The 14,682-nt window shown below is 73.2% G+C and carries 10 protein-coding genes; 4 read left to right on the top strand and 6 right to left on the bottom strand.

What is annotated here, in order from left to right:
- Positions 1-953: hypothetical protein (locus Q0L15_RS00280; RefSeq protein ID WP_296601392.1), on the top strand; the 953-nt coding region annotated here is incomplete at its 5' end.
- Positions 943-2,169 carry an acyltransferase gene (locus tag Q0L15_RS00275; protein ID WP_296601391.1) on the top strand — a complete coding sequence of 409 codons (1,227 nt, stop codon included), beginning with the start codon at positions 943-945 and terminating at the stop codon, positions 2,167-2,169. The genes Q0L15_RS00280 and Q0L15_RS00275, both read left to right, overlap by 11 nt.
- Here Q0L15_RS00275 and Q0L15_RS00270 read toward each other — a convergent pair.
- Together Q0L15_RS00270 and Q0L15_RS00265 are read right to left on the bottom strand one after the other, a co-directional pair.
- The gene (locus tag Q0L15_RS00270; RefSeq protein WP_296601389.1) at positions 2,067-6,218 is read right to left on the bottom strand and encodes an alpha-(1->3)-arabinofuranosyltransferase; all 4,152 of its coding nucleotides are present in this window, start codon (positions 6,216-6,218) and stop codon (positions 2,067-2,069) included. The genes Q0L15_RS00275 and Q0L15_RS00270 overlap by 103 nt on opposite strands.
- A complete protein-coding gene (locus Q0L15_RS00265; RefSeq protein ID WP_296601388.1) occupies positions 6,185-6,910 on the bottom strand; it encodes a class I SAM-dependent methyltransferase in 726 nt (241 codons plus the stop codon). The genes Q0L15_RS00270 and Q0L15_RS00265 overlap by 34 nt, the downstream gene beginning before the upstream one ends.
- A 39-nt stretch (positions 6,911-6,949) precedes the next feature.
- Here Q0L15_RS00265 and Q0L15_RS00260 point away from each other — a divergent pair, with 39 nt between their 5' ends.
- A complete protein-coding gene (locus Q0L15_RS00260; protein WP_296601387.1) occupies positions 6,950-8,107 on the top strand; it encodes a glycosyltransferase family 4 protein in 1,158 nt (385 codons plus the stop codon).
- A 20-nt stretch (positions 8,108-8,127) separates the two neighbouring features.
- Here the strand turns inward: Q0L15_RS00260 and Q0L15_RS00255 are convergent, their stop codons facing one another.
- Positions 8,128-8,283: a hypothetical protein gene (locus Q0L15_RS00255; RefSeq protein WP_284537210.1), complete on the bottom strand. Its 156-nt coding sequence runs from the start codon at positions 8,281-8,283 to the stop codon at positions 8,128-8,130.
- A 33-nt stretch (positions 8,284-8,316) separates the two neighbouring features.
- Complete coding sequence (locus tag Q0L15_RS00250) at positions 8,317-10,005, bottom strand: hypothetical protein (protein ID WP_296601382.1); 1,689 nt, start codon at positions 10,003-10,005, stop codon at positions 8,317-8,319.
- 30 nt (positions 10,006-10,035) lie between these two features.
- On the opposite strand from Q0L15_RS00250, the gene Q0L15_RS00245 reads away from it, so the two are divergent.
- On the top strand, positions 10,036-11,289 hold the full coding sequence (locus Q0L15_RS00245) for an oligosaccharide flippase family protein (protein WP_296601381.1): 1,254 nt from the start codon (positions 10,036-10,038) through the stop codon (positions 11,287-11,289).
- 44 nt (positions 11,290-11,333) lie between these two features.
- On the opposite strand, the gene Q0L15_RS00240 is transcribed toward Q0L15_RS00245, so the two are convergent.
- Positions 11,334-12,353, bottom strand: a complete 1,020-nt coding sequence (locus tag Q0L15_RS00240) for an LLM class flavin-dependent oxidoreductase (protein WP_296601394.1) — start codon at positions 12,351-12,353, stop codon at positions 11,334-11,336.
- A 44-nt stretch (positions 12,354-12,397) separates the two neighbouring features.
- Positions 12,398-14,682: DNA polymerase I (gene polA / locus Q0L15_RS00235; protein ID WP_296601379.1), on the bottom strand; the 2,285-nt coding region annotated here is incomplete at its 5' end.

The following is a 14,682-nucleotide window of genomic DNA, read 5'->3' as shown; positions in this document are numbered from 1 at the left end:
CCTGGACGGTCAACCTGGCCTGGGTCGTCATCGTGCTCGTCGTCCTCTACGGCGCGCTGCGCCGCGAGCGCACGATGCGCGCCTGGGCCCTGCTGTCCGGCTACCTCGGCGTCCTCTGCGCCCTGGTCGTGGTCGCCCGGGTCGCGCCGTTCGGCGCCGCGATCGGGCGGGAGTACCGCTACCTGACCGACGTGGCCTGCGTCCTCGCGCTCTGCGTGGGCCTGGCCTTCCTGGACCTGCCCGGAGCCGAGGGGTCGAGCACGCCGCGACGTCGCTCGCGCCTCGACCTGGTCGTGCCGGGGCCCGCCGTTGCGGTGGTGACCGCCGTGGTCGCGATCTCGGGCGTGGCCAGCAGCCTGACCTACGTCGGATGGTGGAACGACCAGGACGGCGGTCGCACGTTCCTGGCGAACCTCCGCGACGACGTCGCGGAGACCGGCACCGTCGCCGTCGCCGACCGGACCCTGCCCGAGGACGTGGTCTCCGGGCTGCTCGCGCCCGACAACAGGCTCGCGAGCTTCGCGCCGCTGGTGACCGACAACCTGCGGTTCCCGACCTGGTCGGAGGACCTCAGCGTCGTGACCGACGAGGGCCGGCTGCAGGAGGCCTGGATCGAACCGAGCGTGACCTCCCGGACCGGTCCCGACCCCGGTTGCGGTTGGCTGGTCCGGTCGCCCGGACGGTCGGTCCCGCTGCGGAGCACGGCCTTCGAGTGGAGCTGGTGGATCCGGATCGGCTACCTCGCGTCGGAGGACTCCACGATGACCATCAGCGCCGGTCGCTCCACCGAGGAGGTCCAGGTCGAGCGCGGGGTCCACTCGCTCTACGCCCAGGTCGAGGGCCGGTTCGGCACCGTACGGCTCAGCGGCCTCGACCAGGGTGCCGCCGTGTGCGTGGACTCGATCGAGGTGGGCCAGCCGTCCACGGAGGAGGAGAGCCGTGGTGACGGCTGAGGACAGGTCGCGCGGGGTCGAGGTCGCGCCGGAGTTCCCGGTGCTCGACTCGCTGCGCGCGGTGGGCGCGCTCGCGGTGCTGACGACGCACGTCGCGTTCCAGTCGGGCGCCTACGTGCGCAACGGCAGCTGGGGCGACCTGCTCTCGCGCCTCGACGTCGGCGTCGCGATCTTCTTCGTCCTCTCCGGCTTCCTCCTCGGCCGGCCGCACTTCGCCCGCCGGATGCTCGACGTCGCGCCGCCCCCGACCGGGCGCTACTACTGGAAGCGCGTGCTGCGCATCTACCCGGTCTACGTCGTCACCGTCGTGCTCGCGCTGTCCCTCATCCCCGAGAACCGGTCGGCCGGGGTGGCGGAGTGGGCACGCTCGCTGACCCTGACCGACATCTACCTGACCGGATCCCTGCCCCAGGGGCTCACGCAGATGTGGAGCCTCGCGGTCGAGGTGTCCTTCTACGCCGTGCTCCCGCTGCTGATGCTCCTCGCCCTGGGGCGCACGCACCGGCGGCTGCGACCGGCCCGCGTCGGGATCGTGCTGGCCGCCATGGTCGCCGTGAGCTGCTGGTGGCACCTCCAGCTGGTCGCCACGCTCGGCACGCACAGCGACGGCTCCCCGGCCCAGTGGTTGCCGGCGTACCTCAGCTGGTTCGCGGTCGGCCTCGCGCTGGCGCTCGCGGATGTGCTGCGCCAGGCCGGCCCCACCGCCGGCGGACCGCGGCGCGCGACGCGGCTGCTGGAGGCGCTGGAGGGGTCGCCCGGGGTCTGCTGGGCGCTGGCGCTCGGGCTGATGCTGGTCGCGTCCACCCCGGTTGCCGGCCCCACCCTGCTCTACGTCGCCACCGACGCCGAAGCGCTGACCAAGAGCCTGCTCTACGCCGTCATCGGCGGCCTGGTGGTCGTCAGCGGGCTCCGGCCGCCCGCCGGCGGCTACGCGCGGCTGATGTCAGCCCGCCTGCCGCGGCACCTGGGCCACGTCTCCTACAGCGTGTTCTGCCTGCACCTGCCGATCCTCTACTTCGTGATGGAGGGCATCGGCTTCGAGCTCTTCGGCGGGCACACCTGGCAGATCTGGGCGCTGACGGTGACGCTCAGCCTCGCCGCCTCCGAGGTCGCCTACCGGGTGGTCGAGCGGCCGGCGATGCGCCTGCGCAACCTCGGTCGCCGCGGCTCGAGCAGCGCTCCAAGGACGAGGCACAGGGCCGCCACGACGAGGTAGTGCGGCCAGGCCAGCGAACCGGCCCACCCGTGGGGGCTCGCCCAGGGGCGCCAGAGGTACGCCGCTGCCGCCGGCGCCATGGCGAGGATGACCAGCATCGTCGCGAGCCCCGCACGTCGTGCGGAGGCGGCCCCGGCCGCGATCGCCAGGGCGCCGACGGCCAGGCCCACCCCTCCGGCCAGCACGCCGGCGGCACCGAGACCGACGACCGCGAGGACCGCCGCGGGGATCCGCCCCGGGGCGAGCGCCGGGCGCGACGCTCCGACCCAGAGGCGCCGCGACGGCACCAGGGCGAGCACCAGGAGGAGCAGCAGGGCCGCAGCGCCGCCCAGCAGACCGGCCCGATAGGCGCGGTCGGGCTCGAACCCGGCTCGGACCTCGCCGTCGCCCGCGAGCTCCCAGCCCTGCTGCCACCCGTCGACCTCCACCGACGTGAGCGGCTCGCCGTCCTGGAGCGCCGCCCAGCCGGGGTTGAGGTTCTGGTGCACCGTCAACAGGCCACCCGACGCGTCGGGGCGCACGCGGAGGTCGACCGGCGAGGCCTCGTCGACCTGCGCCGCCGTGGTGCCCGAGAGCCACGCGAGGCCGTCGGAGAGCACGAGCGAGTCGGGCGTGAAGAGCTCGGACGCGGTCACCGACACCGTGCTCTCGCCCGTCGGCAGCTCGACGGGAGCGGTGTCGCAGATCCGCGCGGGCACGCTGCGGCCCTCGAAGATCGCCGTGGCCGTCGTACGGACCCGGGTGTGGAACGTGGTGCCGTCGATCGTCACGTCCGGTCCGTCGCCGCAGCGGGTGCGGACGGTCCGGTCGGCCAACGGTGTCGGGAAGGTGGGCACGCCCAGCACGCGCAGCTCCGAGATGCCGATCGGGACCGGCGAGGCCGACCGGTCGAAGTCGAGGTCGACCGCGGGGTCGGCCTCCTCGACGCCGATCGTGAGGCGGTCCGTGCGGATCGGTGGGAACCGGACGTCGCCGTCGTCGTCGACACGGACGGTGCGCCGGCCGCCGGGCCAGGTGAGGACGAGCTCGTTCGGCAGGCGGGCATCGGCGTCGAGGAGCAGCCGCAGCGACAGCCCACGCACCGTCCGCTCGCCCAGCCAGCGCAGGTCGAGCTGCGGGTGGAGGTCCGAGAGCGCGGCGGACCAGGTCGTCCCGGGATCGCCGTCGATCGCCGCCAGCGCCGAGGACCGGAGATCGGGGTTGCTGCTCGACGAGGCCGTCATCACCCCGAGCTCCCGCTTGCCGAGGAGGTCCAGCAGCGCCGGCCCCACCCGCCCGCTCACCCGGAGCCGGAGGCGGTCGTAGGTCGCCGGTCGGGGCAGCGTCACGACCCTGCGGAAGCCGAGCGGCTCCTCACCGACGACGTCGCGGCCGGGCACGCAGCGGACCGAGCCCTCGAGCTCGACGCAGCCGGTTCGGGCGTCGGAGCCTGCGTTCAGTGCGATCCGCGCCGGGGTCCCCCACGCCTCGGGGACCGGCGGCAGCACCAGCGACCGGGTGGCGGTGACGCCGGGGAGCCTGACCTCGGCGAGCGACATCCGGTGGCCGCTGCGCCCCGAGGCGTCGACGACCCGCACGGCCTCCGCGTCCGCCGCACCCAGCCGGATCGTGCGTCGCGAGCCCGCCGGGACCGTGACCGGGTCCGACGTGACGTCCCCCGCCTCCACCCGGACCACCTCGCGGTCGTCGGGGCCGGCGGTCACGGTCACCTCGCCGACGTAGCGGGGGGCGGACAGGTCGACCTGCCACCAGGTGTCGGTGCCTGGCGTCGCGGCCTGCCACCGGGTCTGCGGCGAGCCGTCGAGCGCGGCGAAGGGCAGCTCGCCGCGCTGGACGGCGCCCGGGCTGTTGGCATCGGCACGAGAGGACGACGCGGACACGGTGGCGATGCCGTCGTAGCGCGCCCAGGTCACCCAGGGGTCGGATCCCTCGGGGAGGTAGTCGCGGGTCGGGTTGCCGAGACGACGGGGGTCCCCGGGGGCGAGCGTCGCCGACGCGCCGTCCTGCAGCCGGCCGAAGTGGCGCTCGACCGCCCGGAGCCCGTCGGTGAGCACCACAGGCGCGCCCGGGTCCTCCTCCGTCGGCACGTCGAAGGCGAGCCGGGTCGGCTCGTCGTGGAGCACGCCGAGCTCGGTCAGGTCCAGCAGGTCCTCCGGGCCGCCGACCACGACCGGCGCCACCCGGCTGGTCCGGGCCGTGCCGGAGGTCGCGCCGCCGGCGACGGCGTACACCTCGATCGCCGGGTAGCTGGACTGCCAACCGCCGTTGACGACGATGCGCGAGTCGTCCTCGGTGTCGATGTGGCCGGACCCGCCGATCTCGGGTCCGAACGACGTCACCCGGAAGATGCCCTCGGACTGCGCGAGCGCCTGGTGGACCAGCACCGGGTCGGCGACGTCGCCGCCGCGGGTCAGGTCGTTGCGGACCACGAGATGGGTGACGCCGGCGCGCCGCAGGTAGGACGCCAACGCCGGAGAGCCGTAGCCCTGGGTCAGCCTCGCCTCGATGGCGTCGAGCATCCGGATGTTGCCCGGCGGCGTCAGCGGGACGGCGTTGCGGACCGCCCACGGGCTCCGGGCCAGGGACTGGAGCGGCTCGTCCTGCGGGAACCCCCAGACGTAGTCGCCGAACGACGAGCCGGGCAGCAGCAGCGCGGTCGCGGCGCGCTGCTCCAGCCAGTCGGCCGTGTCGGTCCAGTAGTCGGGAACGGCGACGAAGCCGCCCGTGGGGGTGATCCGGCCCAGCGCTGCCGGCAGCGCAGCCCCGGCGACGGCCGCCACGGATGCGAGCACGAGCCCGAACGCCGTCACGCGGTCGAGCGCGGCGGTGGTGCGATCGGCGTCCGGTGCCGGCGCCTGCCGCCGCTTGTCCACCAGCGCGTCGACCGCCCACGCGAGGCCCAGCACCAGCGGCAGCCGCACCACCGGGTCGAACTTGTGGACGTTGCGCAGCGGGGCCAGCGCACCGTCGAGCGCGGACTGCAGGTCCTGGGCGAACCAGCCCTGGACCGCGCCGGTGTGCCCCATCGTCACCATCGCCATGCCGAGGAGCACGCTGAGGCACAGGAACACCCGCTCCGGGTTGCGCCGCTGGAGCAGGCCCACCAGTCCCAGGACGACCACGGCGGCGCTGTTGACGATCGCGACCGGGTCGCGGATCAGGTCGTTGCCGGCGCGCGACGTGCCGCCGACGTACACCACCCAGTTGGACGTGCCCCGGAGCGCGTCGTACAGCGTGGTCGGGAAGGTCGTGTTGGAGGCGGACTCGATGAAGTCCAGGAACGGCGGGCTGTAGGCGCCCAGCACGAACAGCGGGACGAGCCACCACAGGGTGCCCAGGACCGTGAACACCGGCCACCAGAGCAGCAATGTGGTGCGTCGACGGCCGCGGCCGCGGGTCAGCAGCCAGACCACACCGAGCGGGATCACGGCGAAGGTGGCGGCCGCGTTCACCCCGCCCACCATGACGACCGCGAGCGCGGCCCACGCCGCGGCCCGCCGCGCCGAGCCGCGGGTCGAGCCGACCACGAGCGGCAGCAGCACCCAGGGCGCCATCGCACTGGGCCAGGCCTCGATCGAGATCTGGCCGAGCGTGCTCAGCATCCGCGGCGACAACGCGTAGGCGAAGCCGCCGAGGAGGCAGGCCAGGTCCGAGCGCACGCCGAGCTCGCGGGCCAGCCGGGCAGCGCCGACGAACGCGACGCACAGGACCAGCGCGAGCCACAGGCGCTGCACCAGCCAGGCAGGCACGCCGCTCTCGATGCCCCCGAGGAAGAACGGGCCCATCGGCCACAGGTAGCCGTAGGCCTGGTTCTGGAGCTGGCCCAAGGCGCCCATCGGGTCCCACAGGTGCACGGCACGGAGGAGGAAGCGGCCGGGCGACACCGCCAGGTCCAGCTTGGTGTCCGCCACCAGCAGTCCCGGCGACTGCACGAGGGCAAGCCCGACCAGCAGCACACAGCTCGCGGCCACCCGGAGCCGGAACCGCGTCACCGCGCCGAGGGGCGCCGGCTCGGTCAGCGCTTCCTCAGCACCAGGGCGAGGTTCCACGTCACCACCTCTCGGAGGACCGGGACCCGGGACATCCAGTAGCTCCACCGGGGGTTGTAGCGCGGGATCACCGCGAGCACCTCACCCGCCTGCTGGCGCCGCGCCCAGGCGACCCCGTCGCGGACGGTGACGGGGAACAGCGACTCGCCGTACTTGTTCTTGGGCTCGTGCCCGTGTCGCTCGCGGTAGCGACGACGCGCCCGCGCACCGCCGAGGTAGTGCCACGGCGACGTCTCGTGCCCGCCCCACGGCCCCCACCACAGCGTGTAGGAGATGAAGACGATGCCTCCGGGCCGGGTGACCCGCAGCATCTCCTCGGCCATGTCCCAGGGACGCGGCACGTGCTCGAGGACGTTCGAGGAGTAGCAGACGTCGACCGAGCCGTCCTGGAAGGGCAGGTTCATCCCGTCGCCCACCACGGTGCCCGCGGCGATCTCGCCGGTGCCCGACAGCTCGCCGACGTCGGCGTCGAGGGCCCAGTACGTCGCCCCGGCCCGGCGGAACGCGTCGCGGAAGTAGCCCGGGCCGCCGCCGACGTCCAGGACGGTCGCACCCGCGAGGTCCCGGTAGCCCGAGAGCTGGCCCACCGAGTCCTCGGCGAGGGCGGAATAGAACCGCGCGGGGTCGCTCTGCTCGACCCGGAAGTCGGAGAAGAGGCGGACGGACCGACGAAGATCGGCGGTCCATGGCATGTCGCGCACCATATCCGAACTACCCGGTAACCTCGCCGGGTGCCGACGTCCGAAACCATCGCGGGGCGCCACATCGTGTTCCTGAGCTGGCGCGACACCCGCAATCCCGAGGGCGGCGGCGCGGAGCGGTACCTGGAGAAGATGGCCGCGGGGCTCGTCGCACGCGGCTGCCGGGTCACGATCTTCTGCGTCGCCTACGCCGGCGCGGCGCCCGACGAGGTCGTCGACGGGATCCGGTTCGTGCGTCGCGGCGGCAAGCTGTCGGTCTACGCCCTCGGCATGTGGGCGCTGCTGCGCCGCCGGCTCGGCCGGGTGGACGTCGTGGTGGACGTGCAGAACGGCCTGCCGTTCTTCACCCCGCTCGTGACGCGCAAGCCCGTGATCGTGCTGGTGCACCACGTCCACCGCGAGCAGTGGCCGGTCGTCTACCCGGGCCTGTCCGGGCGGGTCGGCTGGTGGGTCGAGAGTCGGCTCGCTCCCCGGCTGTACCGGTCGCGCCAGTACGTCGCGGTCTCGCGCGCCACGCGGGCCGAGCTCCGCGAGCTCGGGGTGACCGGGCCGCGCGTGGCGGTCGTGCACAACGGCACCGACCCGGTGATGCGGGTCGCTGCGCGCAAGTCGCCCCACCCCTCCATCTGCGTGGTGGGCCGGCTGGTCCCGCACAAGCAGGTCGAGCACGCCATCGACGCCGTCGCCGCGCTGCTCGAGGAGTTCCCCGACCTGCGGCTGCGCGTGGTCGGCAGCGGCTGGTGGGAGAGCGAGCTGCACGCCTACGCGGCGCCCCTGGTGGCGCGAGGAGCGGTGGTCTTCGAGGGCCACGTGTCGGAGGTGCGCAAGCAGGAGATCTACGAGGAGTCCTGGTTGATGGCGCTGCCCTCCCTCAAGGAGGGGTGGGGTCTCGTGGTCGGCGAGGCGGCCGCGCACCACACGCCCACCGTCGCCTACGCCAGCGCGGGCGGCACCCGCGAGTCGATCGTCGACGGGGTGTCCGGCGTCCTGGTGGACTCCCCCGCCGAGCTCACGGCGGCGATCGGCGCGCTGTTGCGGGACCGGCCCGGGCGCGAGCGACTCGCCGACGGCGCGTTCCGCCACAGCAAGGGCTTCACGTGGGCGCACTCCCAGGCCGCCTTCGCACACGTCGTGGCGGAGGCGCTGCAAGGCGTCCTGGTCAACGACCAGGACGCCACGGACGACTGAGCGGCGAGCGCCGGCTCAGGTCACTTGGTGGCGCCGTACTCCAGCACCGGGTTGGAGACGTTGGCCGGGGAGTTCTCCGGGGGCGCGGTCTGGCTGTTCACGAGCCCCACGACCGTCGCGCCGGCGAGACCGCCGCCGACGATCACGCTCGCGAAGGTGATGATGAATGCCTGCACGTGTGTTCCCTCCCTAGGACACCGCAGACCGTATCACCGGTCCCGCGGTCGCACAGCCATTCTAGGCGCAACACGTCGCACCACGCTCACGAGCGCCACCGCCGCGACACCGGCGTAGGCGGCCCACGCCGCGAGGAGGGCGGCCCACCACCCGATCGGCGTGTCGCGCCCGTCGACCGGGGCCTCGAGGAGGGTGACCTCCACGCCGTCGCCCCGGTGGACCACCGTGCCCGCCACCGACGCCTCGTAGCCGGGCACCGGATGGGAGCGATCCCAGACCACCGCGCCGATGCCGAGCGCGCCCAGGGCGTCGGCGCGCTCGCCCGGGCCGGGGAGCGCGAGCGCGGCCAGCACGTCGGGGACCCGCGGGTCCTCGCCCGCGATGATCCGGCCGTCGACGGCCAGCTGGTCGTTGACGACGTAGTTCGGCTCGAGGAACCGCGGCAGCGGGTCGAGCACCTTGTGGTCGTGGTTCCAGGCCGGCTGCCGGTAGCTCGTGAACGGCAGCACCAGCAGGTCACCGCGGCCGTCGCCGAGCTCGGAGCGCGCCACGGCCCACTCGTCGGGGTAGTCGACAGCACGCAGCGTGCCGCCGACGCCCCAGGCGGCGTCAGGCATGAATGCGAGCGGCACCAGCGCCGCGGCCAGCGCGAACCGGCTCGGGACCCGACCGACCCACCGGGTCGCTCCCTCGGCCACCGCTACCGCGGCGAGCGGCGCGCAGAGCGCCAGCCAGCGGCTGCCGTCGCGCAGCAGCCCCCCGGCCGGCAGGGTCTCGGCGAACCACCCGAGGAGACCCGGCGCCGCCCACGACACCACGGCCACGGCGTACCCGGCCGCCCACAGGGCCACCAGAGCCGTCGTCGTACGCCGACCCAGCCGGCGGGCCATCGGCCGGCACCCGGCCACGGCGAGCGCGCCGAGCACGAGGGTGAGCACCAGCGGCAGGAGGAGCTGCGTGCGGGAGTCGGGCACCACCTCGGCGTTCCAGATCCCACCGGAGGTGAGCGCGGCGACCGGCGCCGGCAGGGGTCCCTCGGCGTCGAGGCCGAAGACCGCGCCGGCCGAGCTGCTCCTCGCGTCGCCGACGTGGAGGAGGCCGGCGACCAGCCACGGCGCGTTCGCCGCCAGCACCAGCGCGACCAGCCGTGGCGCCGAGCGTCGGGTCGCGCCCACCGCGAGGAGGGTGGCGGCCGCCATCAGGCCGGCATTCGCGCTCAGGCTGCCGACCAGCAGCCAGACGGGCAGCGCGGTGCCGATGCGGGGATCCTCGCGCAGCCGGACGCCCTCGCGGACCAGCCAGGGCAGCGCCGCCCAGCACAGCAGCAGCGGCCAGTGCCCGATCCAGAGCCGTTCGACGACGAAGGGGCTCCAGACGTAGACGCTGACCGCGACGAGTCGGGCCGCCAGTGAGGAGCCGACGAGGGCCGCTGCGCCCACGCCACCGCTCACGAGTGCACCGAGCAGCACGAGCTTCTGCAGGAGCATGCCGGGGACGACCTCGTCGAGGACCGCGACGACGGCATCGGACGGGACCGCCCGCGGCAGGGCGGTCCCCAGACCGAGGAAGTCGCTGCGCAGGGCGAGGTCGGGCACCCAGACCATGTCGTAGGTGAGGAGGTAGCCGCGGCCGAGAGCAGGGCCCAGGAGCAGCACCGCGAGCACGGTCGCCCAGGCGGCGGGAGCGGCTCGCCGGAGAACTGCCGTACCACCGCCGGTCACGGCCGGGAGTCTCGCATACGCTTCCCTCCTGTGGCCTCACCTACCCGTCGGCTGACCGAGCTGCTCGGCGGCGGCGGCGTCATCGCCGTCGCGATGGCGGTGATGAACATCGCGACGTACGGCTTCACGATGATCGCCGCACGGATGCTCGGCCCGCGCTCGTACGGCGCCCTGGCGAGCCTGATGGCGACGCTGCTCGTGGTCACCGTGCTGCAGCTGGGCCTGCAGGCCACCGCCGCTCGCCGCATCGCGGCGGAGCCCGCGCACGTGGCGCAGATCGAGAAGACGATCCTCGGGGTCACCTACCGCGCCGCGGCGGCGCTCGGCGTGCTGCTCCTGGTCATCTCACCGCTGCTCAACATCGTGCTGCGGCTCGACAGCCTGCTCACCGCCGCCCTGGTCTCGGTGGTGTCCGTGCCGTTCACGATCATGGGCGCCCAGGCGGGCATCCTGCAGGGTGAGCGGCGCTGGCACGCCCTGTCGGTGCTCTACGTGCTCAGCGGCGTGCCCCGCATCGTCATCGGCACCGCCCTCATCGCCTGGGAGCCCAGCGAGCTGTCCGCCCTGGTCGGGACCGGTCTCGGCGCCTGCGCCCCGGTCGTCGCCGGCTGGTGGCTGCTGCGCCGGCCCCGCGACCCGGGTGTGGCCAGCCAGGAGCACGGCTTCCGGCGGGTGATCCGCGAGTCGGTGCTCAACTCCCAGGTGCTGCTCGCGTTCTTCGCGCTCTCCAACGCCGACATCGTGGTGGCCCGCAACGCGCTCGACAGCCACGACGCGGGCCTGTACGCCGGCGGCCTGATCCTCACCAAGGCCGTGCTGTTCCTTCCGCAGTTCGTCGTGGTCATCGCGTTCCCGTCGATGTCGACGATGAGCGAGCGGCGGCGAGCCCTGACCGGGAGCCTCGGGGTGGTCGCTGTGCTCGGCGCGGCGACCACCGCCGGCGCCCTCCTGCTCCCCCAGCTGGCCCTGGTGTTCGTGGGCGGCGACCGCTACCGGGAGATCGCCGACCATCTCTGGATCTACGCGATCCTCGGCACCGTGCTCTCGATGCTCCAGCTGCTGGTCTACTCCGTGCTGGCCCGCCAGGGGCAGCGCTCGGTCTACCTCGTGTGGGCCGCGTTCGTCGCGATGGTCGGCCTCGGCCTGGCCACCGACACGCTCCGCGGGCTGCTGACCGTCGTGATCGCGGTCGACGCCGTGCTGTTGGCCGCACTGCTGGCGGTGAGCCTGCACGTGACGAAGCCCTCCGACGAGCCCGATCCGGAGCCGGCTGCCGCGGGCTAGCTGCCGGTGCGGGTTGGGGCTGACACGTCGGCGACTCGGCCGGCTCAGCGCCAGCCCAGCGCCGGCGCCAGGTGGGTGACCACGCTCTCGAGGACGTGGGCGTTGTAGTCGACGCCGAGCTGGTTGGGGATGGTGAGCAGCAGCGTGTCCGCGGCGGCGATCGCCTCGTCCTGGGCGAGCTCCTCGACCAGGCGGTCCGGCTCGCCGGCGTACGACTTGCCGAAGCGCGCCACGCCGCCGTCGATGTAGCCGACCTGGTCCTGGCCGCTCCCCTCCTGGCCGAAGTAGGCACGGTCGAGGTCGTTGACGATCGGGAAGATGCTGCGGCTGACCGAGACGCGCGGCTCCCGCTCGTGACCCGCGGCCTTCCAAGCGTCGCGGAAGCGCTGGATCTGCTCGGCCTGGAGCTGGTGGAACGGCACGCCGGTGTCCTCGGTGAGCAGCGTGGAGCTCATCAGGTTCATGCCCTGCTCGGCGGTCCACTCGGCGGTGGCCCGGGTGCCGGCGCCCCACCAGATGCGGTCGCGCAGACCGGGTGAGTGCGGCTCGACGCGCAGCAGACCGGGTGGGTTGGGGAACATCGGGCGCGGGTTGGGCTCGGCGAACCCCTCGCCGCGGAGCACCTCGAGCAGCACGCGGGTATGCTCGCGCGCCATCGCCGCGTGGTCGGAGCCCTCGGCCGGCTGGTAGCCGAAGTAGCGGTAGCCGTCGACCACCTGCTCCGGTGACCCGCGGCTGATGCCGAGCTGGAGCCGGCCGCCGGAGATGAGGTCGGCGGCGCCGGCGTCCTCGGCCATGTAGAGCGGGTTCTCGTAGCGCATGTCGATGACGCCGGTGCCGATCTCGATCCGGCTGGTGCGAGCTCCGATGGCCGCGAGCAGCGGGAACGGCGAGGCGAGCTGCTGGGCGAAGTGGTGGACGCGGAAGTAGGCGCCGTCGACGCCGACCTCCTCCGCCGCGACCGCCAGGTCGATGGACTGCAGCAGCGTGTCGGACGCCGTTCGCGTCTGCGAGTGCGGGGTGCTCGACCAGTGGCCGAACGAGAGGAAGCCGATCTTCTTCATGTCCACCTCAACAGGTTGAACGCTCAATCTCTTCCCGGGTCGCGTCAGTGCGCTGCCTCGTGCCAGCTGCGGCCGAACCCGACGCTGACGTCGAGGGGTACGGCGAGGTCGGCCGCGCCACCCATCTGCTCGCGGACCAGCGACTCGATCGCGTCGCGCTCCCCCGGCGCGACCTCGAACACGAGCTCGTCGTGCACCTGGAGCAGCATCCGCGAGGACAGCCCGGCCTCGGTGATCGCCCGGTCGACGTTGAGCATCGCGATCTTGATCAGGTCGGCGGCGGAGCCCTGGATCGGGGCGTTCAGTGCCATCCGCTCCGCCATCTCGCGACGCTGGCGGTTGTCGCTGGTGAGGTCGGGGAGGTAGCGGCGCCGGCCCTTGATCGTCTCGGTGAACCCCGTGCGCCGGGCCTCCTCGACGACGCCGCCGAGGTAGTCGCGGATGCCGCCGAAGGTCTCGAAGTACTCGTCCATCAGGCCGCGGGCCTCGGACGGCTCGATGCCGAGCTGCTGGCTCAGACCGAAGGCCGACAGGCCGTAGGCGAGGCCGTAGTTCATCGCCTTGATCTTGGCGCGCATCTCGCTGGTGACGTCGTCGGCGGGGACGTCGAAGACGCGGGCGGCGGTGATCGAGTGGAAGTCGCGGCCCGAGCGGAAGGCCTCGATGAGCAGCGTGTCCTCCGAGAGGTGGGCCATGATGCGCATCTCGATCTGGCTGTAGTCGGCCGTCATCAGCGACTCGTAGCCGGCTCCCACGACGAAGCCTTCGCGGATGCGGCGGCCCTCCTCGGTGCGGACGGGGATGTTCTGGAGGTTGGGGTCGGTGCTCGAGAGCCGGCCGGTCGCGGCGATCAGCTGGTTGAACGTGGTGTGGATGCGGCCGTCGCCGGCGACGGTCTTGAGCAGGCCCTCGATGGTCTGGCGCAGCCGGATGACGTCGCGGTGGCGCAGCAGGTGGAGCAGGAACGGATGCTCGGTCTTCACGTACAGCGCCTGCAGCGCGTCGGCGTCGGTGGTGTAACCGGTCTTGGTGCGCTTGGTCTTGGGCATGTCGAGCTCGTCGAACAGCACGACCTGGAGCTGCTTGGGTGAGCCCAGGTTGATCTCCTTGCCGATGACCGCGTACGCCTCCTCGGCAGCGTTGCGGACCTCGGTGGCGAAGTGGCTCTCGAGCGCCTCGAGGTGGTCGGTGTCGACGGCGATGCCGGTCTGCTCCATCTTCGCGAGCAGGTCGACCAGCGGCAGCTCGATGTCGTTGAGCAGCCGGGTGCCGCCCCGCTCCTCGAGCTCGTCGTCGAGCGCGGCCGCGAGGTCGAGCACGGCCCGGGCGTGGAGCATCTCCACCTCGCCGACGTTGCCTCCGTCGAGACCGTCGAGGCTCAGCTGCCCGTCGTCGGCGCCGCCCTGCTTGAGCTCACGCTTGAGGTAGCGGACGGTCAGGTCGGCCAGGTCGTAGGAGCGCTGGTCGGGACGGGCGAGGTACGCCGAGAGCGCGGTGTCGCGGTCGAGCCCGCTCAGCGGCATCCCCCAGGCGGCCAGGGCGAGCATCGGCCCCTTGGCGTCGTGGAGCACCTTGGGCCGGGCGGGGTCGGCGAGCCAGCCGGCGAGGGCCTGCTGGTCGGCCGCGTCGAGCTGGTCGGCGGCGATCCAGGCGGCGGTGCCGTCGGTGGTCGCGAGCGCCAGCGAGGTGACGTCGCCGGTGCCGGCACCCCACCGACCGACCACATGGAGGCCGACGCGCTCGCCCGCCGTGGTGTGCTGCTCGAGCCACGCCGAGACCTCGCCGGTGGCGAGCACGCTCATGGCGACGTCGAAGCCGGAGTCGTCGATCTCCTCCTCCGAGGTGAGCGTCTCGAACAGCCGCTCGCGCAGGACCCGGAACTCCAGGCCGTCGAAGAGCGTGTGCACCTCGTGGCGGTCCCAGGGGCGCAGGGCGAGGTCCGCGGGAGCCAGGTCGAGCGAGAGGTCGACGACGAGGCGGTTGAGGTGACGGTTGCGGATCACGTCGCCGAGGTGCTCGCGCAGCGCCTCGCCCTTCTTGCCGGTGATCTCGTCGGCACGGGCGATGACGTTGTCGAGCCCGTCGAACTGGTTGATCCACTTCGCGGCGTAGCCCTGGCCGACGCCAGGCACGCCCGGGAGGTTGTCGGAGGTCTCCCCCACGATCGCCGCGAGCTCGGGGTAGCGGGCGGGCGGTACGCCGTACTTGGCCTCGACGGCCGCCGGCGTCATGCGGGCCAGGTCGGAGACGCCCCGCATCGGGTAGAGCACGGTGGAGCGGTCGGTCACCAGCTGCAGCGAGTCGCGGTCACCGGTGAGGATCAGCACCT

Origin of the sequence: Nocardioides sp. (genome assembly GCF_024509035.1) — a bacterium.
In the GTDB taxonomy this organism is placed as follows: domain Bacteria; phylum Actinomycetota; class Actinomycetes; order Propionibacteriales; family Nocardioidaceae; genus Nocardioides.
This window is presented reverse-complemented; position numbering and strand designations above follow the sequence as displayed.

Coding starts and splice junctions, on each gene's coding strand:
- Q0L15_RS00265 (WP_296601388.1), bottom strand. CDS start 6,910: ATGCCATGGACCGCCGATCTTCGTCGGTCCGTCCGCCTCTTCTCCGAC.
- Q0L15_RS00240 (WP_296601394.1), bottom strand. CDS start 12,353: ATGAAGAAGATCGGCTTCCTCTCGTTCGGCCACTGGTCGAGCACCCCG.